Raw genomic sequence first — 19,715 nt, forward strand, 5'->3', positions numbered from 1 at the left:
GGCCGGATGTCCGTGACGGGGCGGCCGACGCCGGCGGACCCGGGCGGGCCCCCTCGAGAGGGCGCCGCCCGGGCCGTCAGTTGCCGTACCGCTCATGCGCGCAAGCGCGTCACAGACAGATGACGAGGCTGACCTCGCTCCAGCACAGCAGCAGGCTGGCCGTGCTCTGGCCGCCGCCACCGCCGCCGCCACCGGTCATCTCGTCGGACTCCATGCTCTGCAGGTCGAGAAGCGCCATGATCTTCCCTCTCATTTGGGGACGTATTGTCCTTATGGGTGGTGTCACGACCCCGCTGCGTGGCGGGGCCGGCTCTGGGGCTGCCGCCGGGGCGGCGGCAGGAAGGGGACGTGCGCCTCGCCGTCACCGAGCGCGGCCGACAGGGCCACGAGAGCGCCCGCCGTGCCGGTGTTCAGGTCCATGGAGAGGCGCATCATCTGGTTGCCGGGGAAGGCGAGTTGGCCCTCGTACGACATGGAGAACCAGCCGAGCGCCGCGATCTGCTCGGCGATGTCCTCGGGCTCGACGCCCGGCGCGGTGGTCCGGTTGAGGTGGAGCAGGAGTCCGGCCCGCCCCTGGTAGAGGCCTGGCTGCACACAGAAGCGTGAGCGCGCGGCGGCCAGGATGCCCGGCCGTGCCGCCTCGAACTCGGCGTCGTCCCGGTGCGCGAGGTAGTCGTCGATGACCATCCCGATGCCGACGCTCCCGTCGCCGAGGTACGGCATCGTGCGCCAGCCCTCGTCCACGCCGAGGCTGCCGTCCGGACGCGCCACGCACCGGGCCAGATCCGCGCGCAGGGCCCGCGCCGCGAGGTCGAGGAGCGCGGGGTCGCCGCTGCGCTCGTGGAGCCGCAGGAAGAGGAGTGCGGGGCCGGTGGCCCCGTGCAGCAGCCCGGCCCGCGGCCGCCCGCCCGGAGGGCTTTCGACGGCGAGCCGCTCGCCGAGCAACTCCGCTGCCTTGAGCGCGTGTTGGGCGAGTTCCTCCTCGCCGGTGCTGTGGGCGAGGGCGTCGAGGGCGAGGCCGAGTCCGGCGAGGCCGCCCTGGAGGTCGGAGGAGAGCCGCTGCCAGTTCTCCTGGAGGACGACCTCCATCAGGTCGAGGGCGCGGCCGCTGTGCCCGAGCCTGCCGAGTACGTGGGCGATGCCCGCCAGGCCGTCGTGCAGCCCCAGGGGGGTGCCGGGGCGGACGCGCTCGGTGTGCTTCAGGAGCCAGCGCTCGCCCTCCTCGTAGCGCTCGGCGCCGCTCTCGTCGAGGGCGAGCAGCACTCCGGCCGCACCGTGCGCGAGGCCGAGGCCGCCGCTGTCGGCGAACTGGGCGATGTCGCCCGGGAAGAGGCGGTCGTCGCGCTCGGGGGTGGCCGAGGCGAGGATCGCCTTGACCATCGAGTCCCGGCTGTAGGGCCAGTCGGCCGGGTCGACGAACACCGTGGACATGCTCGCCGCCTTGGTGGCGCCGGTCCCGCTCCGCCCAAGACCGCCCCCGCCCAGGGCCATCGGCGCTCCCGCGTCGAGGACCGGCGCCCGCTCATCGGTGCCGCCGTGCTCGATCTCCGCCACCGCGTCGGCCAGGAACTCCGCCGGTACGTCCGGGAATTCGATGGCGATCATCTGGGCCAGATGTGCGGCCTTGCCCCGGTCGACGGCGAGCAGCGAGGTGACCGGCAGGAAGAGGGCGAGCCGCAGGCACGCGAGGGCGTAGCGGTCGACGCCCGTGCCGGTGCGGTCCGGCGGCGCGACGAATCCGGGGTGCGCCATGACCTGGCGCCCCGAGTCGCCCACGGATCCCGCCGCCTCGAAGTCGAGGAGTGCCACGGTCTGTTCGTCGGGCGCGACCATGATGTTGAAGAGGTGGAGGTCGTTGAAGACGACACCGCGCTCGTGCACCGCGGCGACGGCCTCCTCGACGCGGCGGTGCATGCGCAGCGCCCAGGCCGTGTAGTCGGCGATGTCCTTGGGGTCGGGCCTGCTGACCAGGAGCGGATGCCGGTGGGCGAAGAAGGAGTTGAGGGTGGTGCCCTCGATGAAGTCCATGACCAGGAAGCGGTGGTCGCCGAGCAGGAACCAGTCCCGGACCTCGGGAGCGACGCCGAGGCCCGACAGCTTGTCGAGGGCGGTCTTCTCCCGCTCGAGCCGGGCGACGGCATCGGCTCCGTCGGCGGCGAGGCCCGCGTGCGGCCGGCCTTCCTTCAGGACGACCTTGCGGCCGTCGCGGGTGTCGGTTCCCGCGTAGACACCGCCGCCGTTGGAGAAGTGCAGGGCCTTCTCGATGCGGTACGGCAGGTCGCCGACGGTCGTCGTGTTGCGGGCGGCCAGCTGGGGTTCGAGGAACGCGGGCAGCGTCACCCACTCGGGCACCCGGAAGGCCGGGTCGCGGGAGTCGGGCACGAGCACGCCCCGGGCGTCCTCGATGGCGGGCACGAGCGTGCCCTTGCCGTTGTCGCACATGCGCCGCGTGAACGCCCCGTACCTGACGTAGAGCGGTCCTTGTTCCCAGCGCAGGTCGGTCAGGATGTAGGGACCCTCGAAACCTTCGAGCAGCTTGCCCAACTCATTCAGGACAGCGCGCAGTTGCTCCTCGTCGGCCGGGTAGATCGTGGCGAATTTGCCGCTGTTGTCGCGCCCCGCGTACTTGCTGTTGCGCAGGTGCAGGAGGTGGGCGGCGGGCACGAACTTGAAGGGGACGGAGCGCTCCACGCAGTAGTCCCAGATGATCGCGCCGACGCGGTCGGCGTTGCCCAGGGTCGCGGAGGCGTGGACCTTCCAGCCCTGCTGAGGGGCGGGTCGCGCCTCCCCATCGGCGTCGACAGGGACGATCGAGAGCCAGTCCCCCGCACGCACCGAGCGCCAGCCGTCCGGGACGGCGCGCTCCGCCGTCGCGAACGGGGCAGCGGCGGCGGCGCCGCCCACGGACAAGCGGTCCGGAGTCTCGTAGAAGTACCTGTCGGCCAGACAGTAGACCTCGTACCGCTTGTCCACGGCGTCCCCTCCCCATGTCGTCTGGGTCAGAGAGTTCCAGGCCGCAAAGGGGACGGACAGTCACGGATGTCATCGATCGGGCATGCGGAACGCATGGGTAAAGTCCTGTTCGCACACGTTCGAGCGCACATAATGAACACAGGACCCACACAAACCGGCGCGGACGGCGTCACGGGAGTAAAGCCCGTTGCCGGTGCGAACTCCGCTACTCCTCCGGCGGAAAAACGACCTCCCCGCCGCCGGACAACGTGATGGTGATCGCCTCGACCGGGCACCCCTCGGCCGCTTCGAGCACCTTCTCGTTGGCGTCGGTCTCGGGGTCCGCGGGGTGCGACTGGCGGGCGGAGTCGAGCGCGAAGCCGCCCGGTGCCGTGATCACGCACATCCCGGAGCCGATGCAGACCGACCGGTCCACCTCGACGTGCCAGCGGTCACCCATCAGGCACCCGTCCCCTCGTACCCGGCCGGCAGGTGGATCATCTTGTGCTCGAAGTACTCGCCGTACCCCTCGGGCCCGAACTCCCGCCCCAGACCGGAGTTCTTGTAGCCGCCGAACGGGCCGAGCATGTCGAGGCTGAAGGTGTTCACGGAGTACGTCCCGGTGCGCACCCGCCGGGCGATGTCGATGCCGCGCTCCACGTCCGCCGTCCAGACGCTGCCACTGAGCCCGTAGTCCGAGTCGTTGGCGATCTTCACTGCCTCGCTCTCGTCTCCGTACGGAAGAAGGCAGATGACCGGGCCGAAGATCTCCTCGCGCGCGACGCGCATCGAGTTGTCCACGCTGCCCAGGAGCGTCGGCTCGACGTACCAGCCGTCGTCGAGCCCGGCCGGACGCCCGCCGCCCGTCAGGATCTTGGCGCCTTCCTCCTGGCCGATGCGGATGTAGTCGAGCGAGCGCTGCTGCTGGCGCTGGGCGACGAGCGGGCCGAGTTCGGTCTCCGGGTCGAGCGGGTCGCCGATCTTGAGCGCGGAGGCCGCGGCGGCGAAGGCCTCGGCGAACTCGTCGTAGCGGGAGTGGGGCACCAGGATGCGGGTCTGGGCCACGCAGGCCTGGCCGTTGATCATCCAGGCGAAGGGGACGATGCCCGCGACCGCGGTCGCAGCGTCCGCGTCCGGCAGGATCACCGCGGCCGACTTGCCGCCCAACTCCAGGGTCACGCGGGTGAGATTGCGGGCCGCGACCTCCATGACGCGCTTGCCCGCGCCGACGGAGCCGGTGAAGGACACCTTGTCGATGCCGGGGTGCCCGACGAGGTACTCGCTCACCTCGCGGTCCGCCGAGATGATCGAGAGCACACCCTTCGGCAGCCCCGCCTCAGTGGCGATGTCGGCGAGTATGTACGCGTCGAGCGGCGCCTCGGGCGAGGTCTTGAGGATCACCGGACACCCGGCGAGCAGCGCGGGCGCGAGCTTGGCCGCCGCGGTGAACTGCGGGACGTTCCACGGGACGACGGCCGCCACGACGCCCACCGGCTCGCGCCGCACGAGGATCTTGCCGAGGGCTCCGGCGCGCTCCTCCTCGTAGGTGAAGTCGCGCGCGACCGTGAGCGCCGAGTCCCAGACCATCATGGCGGCGAGGGCCTGCACCATGATGCTGGAGGTGTACGGGGTGCCGTTCTCGGAGCTGATGACGCGGGCGATCTCCTCGTGCCGTACGGCGATCGCGTCCTTGATCCTGGTGATGACCTCCATCCGCTCGTCGAGCGTCATCCGGGGCCAGGGCCCCTCGTCGAACGCCTTGCGCGCGGTGGCGACGGCCCGGTCGACATCGGCGGGCGCGGCGTGCGGCACCCGCGCGAAGACCTGGCCGGTGTGCGGCGAGATCACCTCGATGACGTCCTTGCCGAGGGGGTCCACCAGCTCCCCGCCGATGAAAAGCTGTCCGTGTTCCACGAGCTCGGTCATGGCTGACTGCCTCCTGCGGAGTTCCGCCTGCGCGGCACGCTTTCTGACACTGTTTCAGAACTGATACCAGTTCTAGTTCCAGGAGTCCACGGAGGGCAAGGTGCAAGTAGCCTGTCGAAACAGTCGACTTGGGCGATCATTGGAACTAGTTCTAGTTATGGTGGTGGGGGCCGTGGTCGTGGCCGCGCAGCCGACGAGAGATGAGGGCTCCCGATGACGCAGGTGACCGACCCGCAGGTGACCGAGCACGGTGGGGGCGTGTGGAGCATCAAGGTCCCGATCCCGGACAACCCCCTGGGCTTCACGCTCGTCCACCTCCTGGACACCGACGCGGGACCCGTCCTCGTCGACACGGGCTGGGACGACCCCACGTCCTGGGACGCGCTCGCCACCGGTCTCGCCGCCTGCGGCACGTCCCCCGACGCGGTGCACGGTGTCGTCATCACCCACCACCACCCCGACCATCACGGCCTGTCGGCCAAGGTCCGCGAGGCGTCGGGCGCGTGGATCGCGATGCACGAGGCGGACGCGTCGGTCGTACGCCGCACGCGCACGGGACCGCCCGCGCGCTGGTTCGACTACATGGTGGAGAAGCTGACGGCCGCGGGCGCCCCCGCCGACCACCTGGGCCCCCTCATCGCCGCCCGGGACGCGGGCCGCGCGCCCCGCCTTCCCGGCATGGCCGCCGCGCTCCCCGACCGCGACATCACGCCGGGCGAGCTGCTCGAACTGCCGGGGCGCCGACTCCGCGCGATCTGGACGCCCGGCCACACCCCGGGCCACGTCTGCCTGCACCTGGAGGAGGAGCACCCGGCTCAACTGCCCGGACACGGCCGCCTGTTCTCCGGCGACCATCTGCTCCCCGGGATCACCCCGCACATCGGCCTGTACGAGGACCCCGACGACGAGACCGTCACCGACCCCCTCGGCGACTACATCGACTCCCTGGAGCGCATCGGCCGCCTGGGGGTCGCCGAGGTGCTGCCCGCCCACCAGTACGCGTTCACGGACGCCCCGGCCCGCGTGCGGGAGATCCTGGCCCACCACGAGGAGCGCCTCACCGACCTGCTGGCCCTCCTCGCCGAGCCCCTCACGCCCTGGCAGCTCGCCGAGCAGATGGAGTGGAACCGCCCCTGGGCCGAGATCCGCTACGGCTCACGGAACATCGCGGTCTCCGAGGCCGAGGCCCATGTGCGGCGCCTGGTGAAGCTGGGGCGCGCGGAGGCGGTGGGCAACGATCCGGTGCGGTACCGGGCGGTGTGACCTCCGGCCGGGGAGCGGTCGGTCTCCGGCCGGGTCCGGGCGCCCCGGGCCACTCCCCCTACGGGCCGGTAGAGTGGCCCCGTCGTCATCATGCCCGTACGGGGGGAAGCCGGTGCGAATCCGGCGCTGACCCGCAGCCGTATACCGCGTCGAGCGGTGAGCCGGAATGCCCGGTACGAAGCGTGACCGGCTCGCGTCGTCGGAACCTCCGGCGACCGGCACCGTCGAGGTATACGGAGCCGGAGCCGCCCGGTGCCCGTGCCCGCTACGCGCCCGTGCTGCCCCGCTCCCCGCAGGGAGAGGCACCCGCCGCATCATGAACGTTCGCCGCAGCGCAGCGGTCCTGGCCGCCGTCGCCGTGTTCGGTTCGGCCGCCGCCCCGGCCGCCTTCGCGGAGAGTGCGTCACCGTCGCCCTCCGCCGCCCTTCCTTCCGGTCTGTACGGCGACGCGGACCCCAAGTTCGACGGGGTGTTCCGGCAGTCGTACGCCCTGCTCGCCCAGGACTCGGCCGGTGTGAAGCCCGCGGCGAAGTCCGTCGACTGGCTCACGGGCCAGAGCTGCGACAGCGGCGGCTTCGCCGCGTACCGCGCCGACGCGGGCGAGCCGTGCGACTCCAAGACGATGTTCGACAGCAACGCGACGGCGTCCGCCGTGCAGGCGCTCGCCGCGCTCGGCGGTCAGGACAAGGCCGTCAAGAAGAGCGTCGGCTGGCTGAAGTCGGTGCAGAACAAGGACGGCGGCTGGGGCTACAGCCCCGGCATGGACTCCGACGCCAACTCCACCGGCATCGTGATCGGCGCGCTGACCGCGGCGGGCGAGAAGCCGCAGTCGGTGAAGAACCAGGACGGCAAGTCCCCGTACGACGCACTGCCCGCCCTCTCGATGAGCTGTGAGAAGGACGGCGGCGCCTTCGGCCTCGCGGACGTCAAGTCCGGCAAGCTCTCGCCGAACGCGGACGCGACGGCGGCCGGTGTCCTGGGCGGCCACGGCAAGGGCCTGGTGGTGGAGCCCGCCAAGAAGACGGCCGCCGCCCCGAAGTGCGCCAAGGCGGACAGCTCCGAGCAGGCGGCGTCGAACGGCACGGGCTACCTCCTCAAGACCCTCGCCAAGGGCGACGACCACCTGATGTCGTCGATGCCCGGCGCCAAGAACATGCCCGACCTGGGCAACACCGCGGACTCCGTGCTCGCGCTCGCCGCGGCCGGCCAGCAGGAGCAGGCCGAGAAGTCGGCCCAGTGGCTGGCGAAGAACTCGGCCGAGTGGGCCAAGAAGTCAGGCCCCGCCGCCTACGCCCAGCTGATCTTCGCCGCCCACGCCGCGGGCATGGACCCGCGCGACTTCGGCGGCGCGGACCTGGTCAAGCAGCTCAACGCGCAGGGTCCGGCCCCGCAGGCGACCGAGGAGGCCGACGGCGAGAAGAAGGCCACCGACGACGCCGACGGCAGCGGCGTGAGCATCTGGTGGATCATCGGCGTCGGCATGGTCGCCGGTATCGGCATCGGCTTCCTGTACAGCGGCAACAAGAAGAAGCAGCAGCTGTGACGCGGGGTCGCGCGCGGTGCGGACGCCTGGTGATCGGGGCGCTTATCGCCGCCCTGTTCGGCGTCCTCGCCGCCGCCCCCGCCCAGGCCGCCGGCTACCGCTACTGGTCCTTCTGGGACCGGGACGGCGCGAAGTGGGCGTATGCGAGTCAGGGGCCGAGCACCGCCCGCCCCGACGACGGTGCCGTCCAGGGCTTCCGGTTCTCCGTGTCCGAGGACTCGAAGGACGCCGCGAAGCCGCGCGGCACCGCGGACTTCGACACCATCTGCGCCAAGACCCCCGCCAAGGACGACCGCAAGCGGATCGCCCTGGTCGTCGACTTCGGCACGCCGGGTGACGCCCCCGACGGCGAGAGTCCGCCGAAGCCGCGTACCGCCTGCGCGCAGGTCGCCGACGACGCGACCAGCGCGGACGCCCTTGCCGCGGTCGCCAAGCCGCTGCGCTACGACAGCAACGCCCTGCTGTGCGCCATCGCGGACTACCCGAAGTCGGGCTGCGGGGAGCAGGTGGCGGGCAACGGGCAGTCCGAGAAGGCGGAGAAGAAGCCGACCGCGAGCGAGTCCGGCGGGAAGGACGACTCCGGCGGTCCCTCCGTCGGCCTGATCGCGGGCGTGGCCGCCATCGCCCTGCTCGGCGGTGCCGCCGTCTGGCAGGCACGCCGCCGACGCGGCTGACCCGCACGATGAAGGATCACCCGAGCACCGCTCCCGGTGCGCTGCGGCGGCGTCTGGCCCCCGAAGCCCACCGGAGCAACGCGCTGCACCCGGGCGCCTGGTGGGTGTGGGCGCTCGGCCTCGGGGTCGCGGCGTCCCGCACCACCAATCCCCTGCTGCTCGGGCTGCTCATCGGGGTCGCGGGCTATGTCGTCGCGGCCCGCAGGACGTCCGCCCCGTGGGCCAAGTCGTACGGGGCCTTCGTGAAGCTGGGCCTCTTCGTGATCGCGATCCGGCTCGTCTTCGCCGTCGTCCTCGGCTCCCCCATCCCCGGCAGCCATGTCGTCGTGACGCTCCCCGAGGTGCCGCTGCCCGACTGGGCGAAGGGGGTGCGGATCGGGGGCCGGGTGACGGCCGAGGGGCTGCTCTTCGCGCTCTACGACGGGGTGCGCCTGGCCGGTCTCCTCATCTGCGTCGGCGCCGCCAACGCCCTCGCAAGCCCGGCCCGGCTGCTCAAGTCGCTGCCGGGCGCGCTGTACGAGGTGGGGGTCGCGATCGTCGTCGCGATGACGTTCGCACCGAACCTGATCATGGACGTGCAGCGGCTTCGTGCCGCGCGGCGCCTTCGCGGGCGCGCCGACAAGGGCATCCGGGGGCTGCTCCAGGTCGGGCTCCCGGTCCTCGAAGGCGCCCTTGAGCGGTCGGTGGCTCTGGCCGCCGCGATGGACGCGCGCGGCTTCGGCCGCAGCGCGCCCGTGCCCGCCGGGGTGCGCAGGACCACGGCCGTCCTGACCCTCGGCGGTCTGATGGGCGTCTGCGCGGGAACGTACGGCCTGCTCTCCGAGGGAGGCACGGGCTACGGCCTGCCGGTCCTGGCCGCCGGGCTCGTCGCCGCCCTCGCGGGGCTTCACCTGGGCGGGCGGCGCTCCGTGCGCACCCGCTACCGCCCCGACCCCTGGGGCGTGCGCGCCTGGCTCGTCGCCGGGTCGGGCATCGCGGTGGCGGGCCTGATGATCTGGGCCGCCTCGTACGACGCGTCCGCCCTGCACCCCGGAGTCGTCCCCCTGACGGCGCCGACGCTGCCGCTGTGGCCCGCCGCGGCCATCCTCATCGGCCTCCTGCCCGCCTTCGTGGCGCCGGTGCCCGCCGATTCCGCCACCCCTGTTCGCGCCCCCGCTCGCACCAAGGAGTCCTCATGATCCGCTTCGAGGATGCCTCCGTGACGTACGAAGGGGTCGCGGAGCCCACCGTGCGCGGGGTCGATCTCGCCGTGCCCGAGGGCGAGTTGGTGCTCCTCGTCGGCCCTTCCGGGGTCGGCAAGTCGACGCTGCTCGGCACGGTGAGCGGGCTCGTGCCGCACTTCACCGGGGGCACGCTGCGGGGGCGGGTCACCGTGGCGGGGCGCGACACCCGTACGCACAAGCCGCGTGAACTCGCCGACGTCGTCGGCACGGTGGGCCAGGATCCGCTCTCGCACTTCGTGACGGACACGGTCGAGGACGAGCTCGCGTACGGGATGGAGTCGCTCGGACTCGCCCCCGAAGTGATGCGCCGCCGGGTCGAGGAGACCCTCGACCTCCTTGGCCTGGCCGATCTGCGCGACCGCCCCATCGCCACGCTCTCCGGCGGTCAGCAGCAGCGCGTCGCCATCGGCTCGGTGCTGACGCCGCACCCCCAGGTCCTCGTCCTCGACGAACCGACGTCGGCCCTGGACCCGGCCGCCGCCGAGGAGGTCCTTGCCGTACTGCAGCGGCTGGTCCACGACCTGGGCACGACGGTCCTGATGGCCGAGCACCGCCTGGAGCGGGTCGTGCAGTACGCCGACCAGGTGCTGCTGCTCGCGGCGCCGGGCGAGGCTCCCGTGCTCGGGGATCCCGCCGCGCTGATGGCCGTCTCGCCGGTCTACCCGCCGGTGGTGGGCCTCGGCCGGCTCGCCGGGTGGTCTCCCCTTCCGCTGACGGTGCGCGACGCGCGGCGCAGGGCGGGCGCGCTGCGGGAGCGCCTGGCGCTCGCCGGAGCCGCAGCCGGGCCGCGCGAGGAAGCCGTGGCCGTGCCTCCGGCGGCGGGCAGGCCGAGCCTCTTCCGGCGTACGAAGCAGACCGACGCCCCGGAGGCGGCCGCCGCGAGCGTCTCCGGTCTGGGCGTCCGGCGGGGCCGGGTGGAGGCCCTGCGCCGCGTGGACCTCACCGTCCGCGCGGGCGAGACGGTGGCCCTGATGGGCCGCAACGGCGCCGGGAAGTCCACGCTCCTGTCGACCCTGGTGGGGCTGCTCGAACCGGCGGCCGGATCGGTCCGCGTCGGCGGCGCGATCCCGCACCGCACGGGCCCCCGCGAGCTGATCCGCCACGTGGGCCTGGTCCCCCAGGAACCGCGTGACCTCCTGTACGCGGACACCGTGGCCGCCGAGTGCGCGGCGGCGGACCACGACGCGTCGGCGGTGCCCGGCACCTGCCGCGCCCTGGTCACGGAGCTGCTCCCCGGCATCGCGGACGACACCCACCCCCGCGACCTCTCGGAGGGCCAGCGCCTCACCCTGGCCCTGGCGATCGTCCTGACGGCCCGCCCTCCCCTTCTCCTCCTGGACGAGCCGACCCGTGGCCTCGACTACGCGGCCAAGGCGCGTCTGGTCACGCTCCTGCGCGGCCTCGCCGCCGAGGGCCACGCGATCGTCCTGGCCACGCACGACGTGGAGCTGGCGGCGGAACTGGCCCACCGGGTGGCGATCCTCGCCGACGGCGAGATCGTCGCGGACGGCCCGACCCCGGAGATCGTCGTCTCGTCCCCGTCCTTCGCCCCGCAGACCACCAAGATCCTGGCCCCGCAGCAGTGGCTGACGGTCACGGAGGTACGGGACGCGTTGCGCGCGGAGGGCGGCAGCGCATGAGCCCCTCCTCTCCTGTTCCTCCTGTTCCTCCTGTTCCTCCCGCCGCCCGTCAGGCGCGGCCCATCCGCCTGGGCCCGCGCTCCATCGGCGCCCTCGCGCTCGTCAGCGCGGTCGGTGTCGTGGCCTTCGGGTGGCCACTCATCGCGGGCGGGGAATCGGGCCTGAGCGCGCACGCCCAGGACGCGCCCTGGCTGTTCGCGGCGCTGCTGCCGCTGCTGCTCGCCGTGGTCGTGGCGACCATCGCCGATGTCGGGCTCGACGCGAAGGCCATCGCGATGCTCGGGGTGCTCGCCGCCGCCGGGGCCGCGCTGCGGCCGCTGGGGGCGGGGACGGCCGGGATCGAGCCGATGTTCTTCCTCATGGTGCTCAGCGGGCGCGTGCTCGGACCCGGGTTCGGGTTCGTGCTCGGTGCGGTGTCGATGTTCGCCTCGGCGCTGCTCACCGGCGGTGTCGGGCCGTGGATGCCGTTCCAGATGCTGTCCATGGGGTGGGTCTGCATGGGCGCGGGGCTGCTGCCGGGCCCCGACACCCTGCGCGGGCGCGGCGAGCTGTGGCTCCTCGCCGCCTACGGGTCCGTCTCGTCCGTCCTGTACGGCACCGTCATGAACCTTCAGGGCTGGCCCTACCTCGGCGGCCTCGCGACCGGCGTCTCCTTCGTGCCGGGCGACCCCGTCGGCGAGAACCTCGGCCGCTTCATCGCGTACTGCCTGGCGACCTCGCTCGGCTGGGACCTGCCCCGCGCCGTCGTCACCGTCCTGCTGAGCCTCGCTCTCGGTCCCGCCGTCCTGAAGGCGCTGCGCCGGGCCACGCGCCGGGCCGCCTTCGAGGCCCAGGTCACATTCGAGGGTCCGAAGGCGTAGCCGGCCGTCGGCTCTCCGTGACCGAAAGGGTCCCTTCGCGGTGAGGCGGCCCACAGGACCTTGGTCCTCTACTAGGCGGGGCCGTAGATCATTTGTCTTGACGCGGACGCGCCAATATGCGCCCTGACCTGGGGATTGAGAGCCACGTCACACGAAGGACCTTCCGCGCACATGCGACATCCACTAGTAAAAGGGGTCATTGCGGAGACGCGGCAGCCCTGTTTCTCTGGATCGAGTCGCACGGCGCCGACGGCCTCAAGGCCCAGGGCGCCGACGCATTCCCCCCGCCACACTCCCGTGGCCCACGGCGTGCCCGCGACACCATGTCCCCCACGGAAGGTCACGCTTTGTCCGCCACGCTCCTGAGCCGCATCGCCACCCCGAAGAAGGCCCTCACCGGTGCCGCCCTGGCCGCCGCCACGACCGGCATGGTGCTCATGGCGGGTCCGGCCCAGGCCGCCGCCCCGACCGAGGCGAAGGCGGCCGCTCCGGCCGCCGCTCCCGCCGCGGCTCCTTCCTCGGCCCAGGCGATCGCGAAGAAGATGATCCCGGACGCCGCGCAGTACCAGGCGTTCAGCAAGATCGTCGAGCACGAGAGCCACTGGAACCACAAGGCGACGAACTCCTCCTCCGGCGCCTACGGCCTGGTCCAGGCCCTGCCCGCCTCGAAGATGGCATCGGCGGGCTCGGACTGGAAGACCAACCCCGAGACCCAGATCAAGTGGGGCCTCGACTACATGAACGACCGCTACGGCAGCCCGACGGGCGCCTGGGCCCACTGGCAGGCCAACGGGTGGTACTGAGCCTCGGCTCTGCCGCCTGAACGAAGCTCTGCGCACCACGAATCACCGGCTTCGCCGAGTTCGTCCTCAAACGCCGGACAGGCTGGATTTTCCAGCCTGTCCGGCGTTTTCGGCTTCCGCGGCGGCCTACAGCCGCTGAATGATCGTCCCCGTGGCCACGGCTCCACCCGCGCACATCGTGATCAGCGCGAACTCCTTGTCCCGGCGCTCCAGTTCATGCAGGGCGGTCGTGATGAGCCGAGCCCCGGTCGCCCCCACGGGATGCCCCAACGCAATCGCGCCCCCGTTCACGTTCACCTTCTCCAGGTCCTGCTCGAAGACCTGCGCCCAGCTGAGGACCACCGAGGCGAAGGCTTCGTTGATCTCCACGAGGTCGATGTCCTTCAGGGACATCCCCGCCTTGCCCAGGACCGCCCGCGTCGCGTCGATCGGCCCGTCCAGGTGGAAGTGCGGATCGGCGCCCACGAGCGCCTGCGCCACGATCCGCGCGCGCGGCTTCAGCTTCAGGGCGCGCGCCATCCGCTTCGACGCCCACATGATCGCCGCCGCGCCGTCCGAGATCTGCGAGGAGTTGCCCGCGGTGTGCACGGCGGTCGGCATCACCGGCTTGAGCCGCTCAAGGCCCTCCATCGTGGTGTCCCGCAGCCCCTCGTCCCGGTCGACGAGCCGCCACATGCCCTGCCCCGCGGCCTGCTCCTCCTCCGTGGTGGGGACCTGGACGGCGAACGTCTCGCGTTTGAAGCGCTCCTCGGCCCAGGCGGTGGCGGCACGCTCCTGCGAGATGAGGCCGAGCGAGTCGACGTTCTCCCGCGTGAGAGCCCGGTTGCGGGCGATCCGCTCGGCCGCCTCGAACTGGTTGGGCAGATCGACGTTCCACTCCTCGGGGAAGGGCTTCCCCGGACCGTGCTTGGAGCCCGAGCCCAGCGGCACCCGCGACATCGCCTCGACGCCGCAGCTGATGCCGACGTCGATGACACCGGCGGCGACCATGTTGGCCACCATGTGGCTCGCCTGCTGCGACGAGCCGCACTGACAGTCCACCGTCGTCGCCGCGGTCTCGTAGGGAAGGCCCATCGTGAGCCAGGCCGTGCGCGCGGGGTTCATGGACTGCTCCCCGGCGTGGGTCACCGTGCCGCCCACGATCTGCTCGACGCAGTCCGCGTGGATGCCCGTACGGCCGAGGAGCTCGCGGTAGGTCTCGCCGAGCAGATAGGCGGGGTGGAGATTGGCGAGCGCGCCGCCGCGCTTGCCTATGGGGGTGCGTACGGCTTCGACGATGACAGGTTCCGCGGCCATGGGCGTCCTCTCCATCCACATCCCGCGGGAGTGTCCCGGCACCCGCGCGGAGAACTAGTACGCGTTCTAGTTCTGCATGCAGTCTGCTGAGCCCGACCCCACCGCCGCAAGGGGCTTGCACGCACCTTGCGCACTACCTGCACGAAAGCGGACCCGTCGCGGGCCTTGCCACTTGTAGAACCCGTTACTACCTTGCGGGGCATCTCCTGATGGACCGTCAGAACACAGAGCCACGACTCAGCACCACGACTCACTACCGGAACTGAACTCCTGGAGTTGCCGATGCCCTGTCCAGCGCTGCCCGACGGGTTCGACTTCACCGACCCCGACCTGCTCCAAGAGCGCGTACCCCTCCCGGAGTTCGCCCAGCTGCGGCAGACGGAACCGGTGCGCTGGATCGCCCAGCCGCCACGCATCTCCGGCTTCGACGACTCGGGGTACTGGGCCGTCACGCGGCACGCGGACGTCAAGTACGTCTCCACGCACCCGGAGTTGTTCTCCTCGAACCTCAACACCGCGGTCATCCGGTTCAACGAGACGATCAGTCGGGACCAGATCGAGGTCCAGAAGATGATCATGTTGAACATGGACCCGCCCGAGCACACCCGGGTCCGCCAGATCGTGCAGCGCGGCTTCACGCCCCGCGCCATCCGCTCCCTGGAGGACGCCCTGCGCGACCGCGCGGGCTCCATCGTCGAGACGGCCCTGGCGAACGCCAAGGCCGACGGCTCCTTCGACTTCGTCACGAACGTCGCCGTCGAACTCCCCCTCCAGGCCATCGCCGAGCTCATCGGCGTGCCGCAGGACGACCGGACGAAGATCTTCGACTGGTCCAACAAGATGGCGGCCTACGACGACCCCGAGTACGCGATCACCGAGGAGGTCGGCGCCGAGGCGGCCATGGAGATCGTCTCGTACGCGATGAACCTCGCCGCCGCCCGCAAGGAGTGCCCGGCCAAGGACATCGTCAGCCAGCTGGTGGCCGCCGAGGACGAGGGCAACCTCTCCTCCGACGAGTTCGGCTTCTTCGTCATCCTGCTCGCCGTGGCCGGAAACGAGACGACCCGCAACGCCATCACCCACGGCATGCACGCCTTCCTCACCCACCCCGAGCAGTGGGAGCTCTTCAAGCGCGAGCGCCCTCAGACCACTGCCGAGGAGATCGTGCGCTGGGCGACCCCCGTCGTCTCCTTCCAGCGCACCGCGACCCAGGACACCGAGATCGGGGACGTGACGATCAGGAAGGGCGACCGCGTCGGGATCTTCTACTCCTCGGCCAACAACGACCCCGAAGTGTTCGACGAGCCGGGGAAGTTCGACATCAGCCGCGACCCGAACCCGCACCTGGGCTTCGGCGGCGGAGGCCCGCACTTCTGCCTCGGCAAGTCGCTCGCGGTCCTGGAGATCAACCTCATCTTCAACGCGATCGCGGACGCGCTGCCCGATCTGCGACTGGTCTCCGACCCCCGCAGGCTCCGCTCGGCCTGGCTGAACGGCGTCAAGGAACTGCAGGTCAGCACGGGCTGACCTGCTTGCCAGGGAGGCAGGGGCGACTCCCCCCTACGCCCTGCCCCTGCCTCCCCCTGGCTCCATCCGGGGCCACGGCCGCATCCGGGTGGCATATCCGGCCAGGTGCGGTCCAAAGCCAACGTTTCCGTTGCGTTACGCGTCTTGAGAAGCAAACGTTGCCTCTCCAAGACTTCGAACGGAAACGGTGCCGTGGCCTCCGCCGGTTTCTCTCTCGCGCCATCGGGCAGCACACCCACGGAGCGGAAGACCTCCCTCCGTGCCTTCTGCCGACGCCACCGGATCCCGCTCCTCGCCACCCTGCCCACGCTTCCGCTGTACGCGGTGTGGGCGGCGTGGCTCGCCACCGGCGGCGGCGACCTGGCGGCCCAGGAGGCCTGGGCACGCTTCGCCTCCGAGCACGGGGCATCCGCGTACGGCCTGTTCTGGTACGGCGGCATGCACACCGCCAACTACTCCCTGATCTCGCCCTACTTGATGGCCGCCGTGGGCGTGAAGACGGTGACGGTGGTGTCGGGCGTCGCCGGTGCCTGGCTGGTCGCCGCGCTGGTCGAACGCACCGGGATGCGGCGCCCGCTGTGGCCCGCGGTGTTCGCCTCGCTCGCGGTGTGGTGCAACGTCGCGTCGGGGCGCACGACGTTCGCGCTCGGCATCGCCTTCGGGTTCGCCGCGTGCCTGATGCTCGTGCGGGAGCGGCGCGTGGGGGCCGCCGTGGTGTGCGGGGCGCTTGCCGCCATGTCCAGTCCGGTGGCGGGGCTCTTCCTCGTGGTGGCGGGCGCCGCCTATTTCCTCGTACGCGACTGGGGGCGGGCCGCGGCGCTGATCGCGCCGCCGGTGCTTGTCGTGGGCGCGACCACCGTCCTTTTCCCGTTCACCGGCGAGCAGTTGATGCCGTTCGACCGGATCTTCCCGCCCGTGGTGTTCAGCCTGGCGCTCATCGTGGCGGTGCCGCGCGAGTGGCGGGTGCTGCGGTGGGGGGCCGGTGTGTACGCGGCGGGGACGGTCCTGACGTATCTGATCCCGTCGCCGATCGGCACGAACGTGGAGCGCCTTGCCGAGCTGCTCGCGCCCGCGGCGCTGCTCGGCGCGCTCCTGATGCCCGCACTGACGCGCGCACGCAAGGCCGTGCTCGTCGTCGCGCTCGTGCTGTCCACGGCCTGGGTGACGCAGAAGACCGCGGACGATCTGACGGTGTCGACGGCCGTGCCGAAGTGGGCCGCCGACACCCAGGGCGTGGTGCGCGAGCTGGAGCGGCTGGGCGCCGACCGGGGGCGCGTGGAGGTGGTCCCGGCCCGCAATCACCGCGAGGCCACGGCGCTCGCCCCGTACGTGAACATGGCGCGCGGCTGGAACCGGCAGCTCGACATCGAGCGCGGCCGGCTCTTCTACGACGGGTCCTTCTCGGCGGCCACCTACCGGGCGTGGCTGGACAAGTGGGCGGTCGGCTATGTGGTGCTGCCCTCGGGCAAGCCGGACGGGTTCGCCGAGGACGAGGCGGAGCTCGTGGCGAGCGGTCCTCAGTGGCTGGAGCCGGTGTGGCGGGACGCGCACTGGCGGGTGTTCCGGGTGAAGGACCCGGTGCCGATGGTCTCCAGGCCCGCGTCGGTCGTCCGCTCCACCGGCTCGGCCATGGTGGTCCGCGTCCCCACGAGCGAGCCGGTGACGCTGCGCCTGGTGTACTCGCCGTGGCTCCGGGCGGAGGGGGCCTGCCTGAAGCGGCAGGGCGACTTCACCCGGCTCACGGTGTCCGCCCCGGGGACGTACAAGATCAGCTCGGGGTACGGTCCTTCGCCGAGTCCTTCGACATGTCGATGACCGGCTCCGCGCCCGTCGCCACCTCCAGGGTCCTGCCCACCCGGGGCCCGGCCAGGAGGTAGCCGATGCCGAAGCCCGCGCCGACGACGGTCGCGCCGCCCACCGCGTCCAGGACCCAGTGGTTCCCGGTGGCGACGATCGCGGAGACCGTGAACAGCGGGTGCAGCAGGCCGAGGGCCTTCATCCACCACTTCGGCGCGAGGGCCACGATCACCACACCGCACCACAGCGACCAGCCGAAGTGCAGCGAGGGCATCGCCGCGTACTGGTTGGTGAGCGCGGTCAGCGTGCCGTAGTCCGGCTGGGTGAAGTCCTGCACGCCGTGGACCGTGTCGATGAAGCCGAGGTCGGGCATCAGGCGGGGCGGGGCGAGGGGGTAGAGCCAGAACCCGACGAGCGCGAGGAGCGTCGCGAAGCCGAGCGCGGAGCGTGCCCAGCGGTAGTCGGCGGGGCGCCGGGCGTAGAGCACTCCGAGGACGGTCAGCGGCACCACGAAGTGGAACGACGTGTAGTAGAAGTTGAAGAACTCCTCGAGCCAGTCGACCTTCACCACCGCGTGGTTGACCCAGTGCTCGATGTCGATGTGCAGGAACTGCTCGATCGAGTAGACCTGCTCGCCGTGCTGCTCGGCGGTGGCCCGCCCGCCCGAGTTGGTGCCGCCCGTCGCGGCGAGCCGCGCCTGCTGGTAGGCGGAGTAGCCGACGCGGATCAGGAGCAGTTCGAGGAGCAGGTTCGGCCGGGTCGTGACCCGCCGCCAGAACGGGAGCAGCGGCACCCAGCTCCAGCGCGCGGGCACGGGCTTCGCGTAGTCGGTGGGGATCGGCTCCTGGTACTGCGGGGCCGCGCGGGAGAGGAACGGCACGACGGTGGCGGCGGCGAGCGCGGCGATCAGCACGACGTTGTCGCGGATGGGCTCCACGACCGGCATGTTCGGCAACATCATCTTGGCCGGAAGCGTCGACACCAGGACGACGGCGACCGGCCACATGTACCGGTCGGACTGCTTCTTGCCGGCCCGGCCGACCACCGCGAGCAGCACCCACAGGAGCTGGTGCTGCCAGGTCGTCGGCGACACCACGACGGCGACACAGCCGGTGATGGCGACGGCGAGCAGGAGCTGCCCGTCCTTGGCGTAGCGGACCGCACGGCGCAGGCCGAACCAGACGACGGCCGCGCTCAGGACGACGAAGAGGCCGATCTCAAGGGGACCTTCGAGGCCGAACCGGAGCAGCGCGCCGTGCAGCGACTGGTTGGCGACACCGTCCGGACTCGCGCCGAGGCCCGCGCCCGCCAGGTGGTGCACCCAGTACGCCCAGGAGTCGTGCGGCATCGCGGCCCAGGAGAGGGCGGTGACGGCGAGGAAGGTGGCGCCGGTGGAGGCCGACGCCCGCCTGCGGCCGGTGAACCAGAACAGGGCGGCGAAGAGCAGGATGGTGGGCTGCAGGGCGGCCCCGATGCCGATGAGGATGCCGCTGGCCCGCTCCCCGCGGACCGCGAAGCACCCGAGCAGGACGAGCAGCACGGGAATGATGCTGGTCTGGCCGAGATACAGCGTGTTGCGCACCGGGAGCGACAGCATCAGGAGGCAGATCGCGATGGGCGCGGCGAGCAGCGAGGTGCGCCGGGAGACCGGCTGCGGCAGGGCACGGGCGGCGATCAGCCCGAGGATCACGACCAGGATCAGCGTGCCGAACGTCCAGCCCCAGCCGAGCGCCTGTTCCGCCGCACGGGAGAACGGCTTGAGCACGAGTCCGGCGAATGGGGTGCCGGTGAACTTGTCCGCGTCGTAGAAGGAGCCGTTCACATGCAGGACGCCGTCCGGGCCGATCCAGGTCTCCAGGTCGGTGAGCCGCTCACCCTTCGGTGTACGCAGGACGACGGCCACTTGCCGTACCGCGAGTACGGCGGCGATCAGCCAGAGGGCGACACGGAGCGCCCCGATCCGCGCCTTCGGTGTGCCGGTCGTCCCGGTCCCAAAGGCATTTCCCGGTCCTCCGTGCTCAACGTTCGCCACTCGCCGTCGGCCCTCCCGCCCCGCTCGTCGTCTCTGCTCGGTCCCAACGTCCGGTCGGCTCCGGGAGTTCTCCGTCGGCCCCGAACTGTGCTGTCGGCTGCTCCGAGAGGTGCAGTCGGCTCCTGAGGGCCCGCGTCCTCAGGCGAGGCCCGCGCCCTCAAGCGAGGCCCGCGCCCTCG

Annotated in this window: 15 protein-coding genes and 1 riboswitch; of the genes, 9 read left to right on the forward strand and 6 right to left on the reverse strand. The window is 71.7% G+C overall.

Annotated elements, in window-relative coordinates:
• Positions 1-109 precede the first annotated feature (109 nt).
• The 4 genes from ABZ833_RS15160 to ABZ833_RS15175 form a co-directional block, all read right to left on the reverse strand.
• Positions 110-238, reverse strand: coding sequence for a SapB/AmfS family lanthipeptide (locus ABZ833_RS15160; protein ID WP_249590181.1), 129 nt, complete (start codon positions 236-238; stop codon positions 110-112).
• Between the two features lie 44 nt (positions 239-282).
• Positions 283-2,973, reverse strand: coding sequence for a class III lanthionine synthetase LanKC (lanKC, locus tag ABZ833_RS15165; protein WP_361046083.1), 2,691 nt, complete (start codon positions 2,971-2,973; stop codon positions 283-285).
• A 205-nt stretch (positions 2,974-3,178) separates the two neighbouring features.
• A complete protein-coding gene (locus ABZ833_RS15170) occupies positions 3,179-3,412 on the reverse strand; it encodes a ferredoxin (RefSeq protein WP_361046086.1) in 234 nt (77 codons plus the stop codon).
• Complete coding sequence (locus ABZ833_RS15175; RefSeq protein ID WP_361046089.1) at positions 3,412-4,878, reverse strand: aldehyde dehydrogenase; 1,467 nt, start codon at positions 4,876-4,878, stop codon at positions 3,412-3,414. Before ABZ833_RS15175 ends, ABZ833_RS15170 begins: the two co-directional genes overlap by 1 nt.
• Before the next feature lie 213 nt (positions 4,879-5,091).
• Between ABZ833_RS15175 and ABZ833_RS15180 the strand changes: the two genes are divergently transcribed.
• From ABZ833_RS15180 to ABZ833_RS15210, 7 genes are all read left to right on the forward strand, one after another.
• On the forward strand, positions 5,092-6,141 hold the full coding sequence (locus ABZ833_RS15180) for an MBL fold metallo-hydrolase (RefSeq protein ID WP_361046092.1): 1,050 nt from the start codon (positions 5,092-5,094) through the stop codon (positions 6,139-6,141).
• A 102-nt stretch (positions 6,142-6,243) separates the two neighbouring features.
• Positions 6,244-6,313, forward strand: a riboswitch (cobalamin riboswitch).
• 144 nt (positions 6,314-6,457) lie between these two features.
• On the forward strand, positions 6,458-7,684 hold the full coding sequence (locus ABZ833_RS15185) for a prenyltransferase/squalene oxidase repeat-containing protein (RefSeq protein WP_361046094.1): 1,227 nt from the start codon (positions 6,458-6,460) through the stop codon (positions 7,682-7,684).
• Positions 7,681-8,358, forward strand: coding sequence for an SCO2322 family protein (locus tag ABZ833_RS15190; RefSeq protein ID WP_361046097.1), 678 nt, complete (start codon positions 7,681-7,683; stop codon positions 8,356-8,358). Before ABZ833_RS15185 ends, ABZ833_RS15190 begins: the two co-directional genes overlap by 4 nt.
• An 8-nt stretch (positions 8,359-8,366) precedes the next feature.
• Positions 8,367-9,536: an energy-coupling factor transporter transmembrane component T gene (locus ABZ833_RS15195; protein ID WP_361046099.1), complete on the forward strand. Its 1,170-nt coding sequence runs from the start codon at positions 8,367-8,369 to the stop codon at positions 9,534-9,536.
• Complete coding sequence (locus tag ABZ833_RS15200) at positions 9,533-11,221, forward strand: ATP-binding cassette domain-containing protein (protein ID WP_361046102.1); 1,689 nt, start codon at positions 9,533-9,535, stop codon at positions 11,219-11,221. The genes ABZ833_RS15195 and ABZ833_RS15200 overlap by 4 nt, the downstream gene beginning before the upstream one ends.
• On the forward strand, positions 11,218-12,081 hold the full coding sequence (locus ABZ833_RS15205) for an ECF transporter S component (RefSeq protein ID WP_361046105.1): 864 nt from the start codon (positions 11,218-11,220) through the stop codon (positions 12,079-12,081). The genes ABZ833_RS15200 and ABZ833_RS15205 overlap by 4 nt, the downstream gene beginning before the upstream one ends.
• A 347-nt stretch (positions 12,082-12,428) precedes the next feature.
• Positions 12,429-12,884 (forward strand): transglycosylase SLT domain-containing protein, encoded by a 456-nt coding sequence (locus ABZ833_RS15210; RefSeq protein WP_249590171.1) that lies wholly within the window; start codon positions 12,429-12,431, stop codon positions 12,882-12,884.
• A gap of 126 nt (positions 12,885-13,010) precedes the next feature.
• Here the strand turns inward: ABZ833_RS15210 and ABZ833_RS15215 are convergent, their stop codons facing one another.
• The gene (locus ABZ833_RS15215; RefSeq protein WP_361046108.1) at positions 13,011-14,180 is read right to left on the reverse strand and encodes a steroid 3-ketoacyl-CoA thiolase; all 1,170 of its coding nucleotides are present in this window, start codon (positions 14,178-14,180) and stop codon (positions 13,011-13,013) included.
• Between the two features lie 282 nt (positions 14,181-14,462).
• On the opposite strand from ABZ833_RS15215, the gene ABZ833_RS15220 reads away from it, so the two are divergent.
• Positions 14,463-15,707, forward strand: coding sequence for a cytochrome P450 (locus ABZ833_RS15220; RefSeq protein WP_361046111.1), 1,245 nt, complete (start codon positions 14,463-14,465; stop codon positions 15,705-15,707).
• Positions 15,708-15,899: 192 nt separating this feature from the next.
• Entirely contained in the window at positions 15,900-17,522 is a 1,623-nt protein-coding gene (locus ABZ833_RS15225; RefSeq protein ID WP_361046114.1) for a hypothetical protein, read from the forward strand.
• Here ABZ833_RS15225 and ABZ833_RS15230 read toward each other — a convergent pair.
• Positions 17,476-19,536: a bifunctional glycosyltransferase 87/phosphatase PAP2 family protein gene (locus tag ABZ833_RS15230; RefSeq protein ID WP_361046116.1), complete on the reverse strand. Its 2,061-nt coding sequence runs from the start codon at positions 19,534-19,536 to the stop codon at positions 17,476-17,478. The two genes, ABZ833_RS15225 and ABZ833_RS15230, sit on opposite strands and share 47 nt — an antisense overlap.
• Positions 19,537-19,715: the final 179 nt, after the last annotated feature.

The sequence above is a fragment of the Streptomyces sp. NPDC047525 genome, assembly GCF_040643025.1.
In the GTDB taxonomy this organism is placed as follows: domain Bacteria; phylum Actinomycetota; class Actinomycetes; order Streptomycetales; family Streptomycetaceae; genus Streptomyces; species Streptomyces durmitorensis.

Coding starts and splice junctions, on each gene's coding strand:
- ABZ833_RS15215 (WP_361046108.1), bottom strand. CDS start 14,180: ATGGCCGCGGAACCTGTCATCGTCGAAGCCGTACGCACCCCCATAGGC.
- ABZ833_RS15220 (WP_361046111.1), top strand. CDS start 14,463: ATGCCCTGTCCAGCGCTGCCCGACGGGTTCGACTTCACCGACCCCGAC.
- ABZ833_RS15170 (WP_361046086.1), bottom strand. CDS start 3,412: ATGGGTGACCGCTGGCACGTCGAGGTGGACCGGTCGGTCTGCATCGGC.
- ABZ833_RS15195 (WP_361046099.1), top strand. CDS start 8,367: ATGAAGGATCACCCGAGCACCGCTCCCGGTGCGCTGCGGCGGCGTCTG.
- ABZ833_RS15200 (WP_361046102.1), top strand. CDS start 9,533: ATGATCCGCTTCGAGGATGCCTCCGTGACGTACGAAGGGGTCGCGGAG.
- ABZ833_RS15160 (WP_249590181.1), bottom strand. CDS start 238: ATGGCGCTTCTCGACCTGCAGAGCATGGAGTCCGACGAGATGACCGGT.
- ABZ833_RS15185 (WP_361046094.1), top strand. CDS start 6,458: ATGAACGTTCGCCGCAGCGCAGCGGTCCTGGCCGCCGTCGCCGTGTTC.
- ABZ833_RS15175 (WP_361046089.1), bottom strand. CDS start 4,878: ATGACCGAGCTCGTGGAACACGGACAGCTTTTCATCGGCGGGGAGCTG.
- ABZ833_RS15180 (WP_361046092.1), top strand. CDS start 5,092: ATGACGCAGGTGACCGACCCGCAGGTGACCGAGCACGGTGGGGGCGTG.
- ABZ833_RS15205 (WP_361046105.1), top strand. CDS start 11,218: ATGAGCCCCTCCTCTCCTGTTCCTCCTGTTCCTCCTGTTCCTCCCGCC.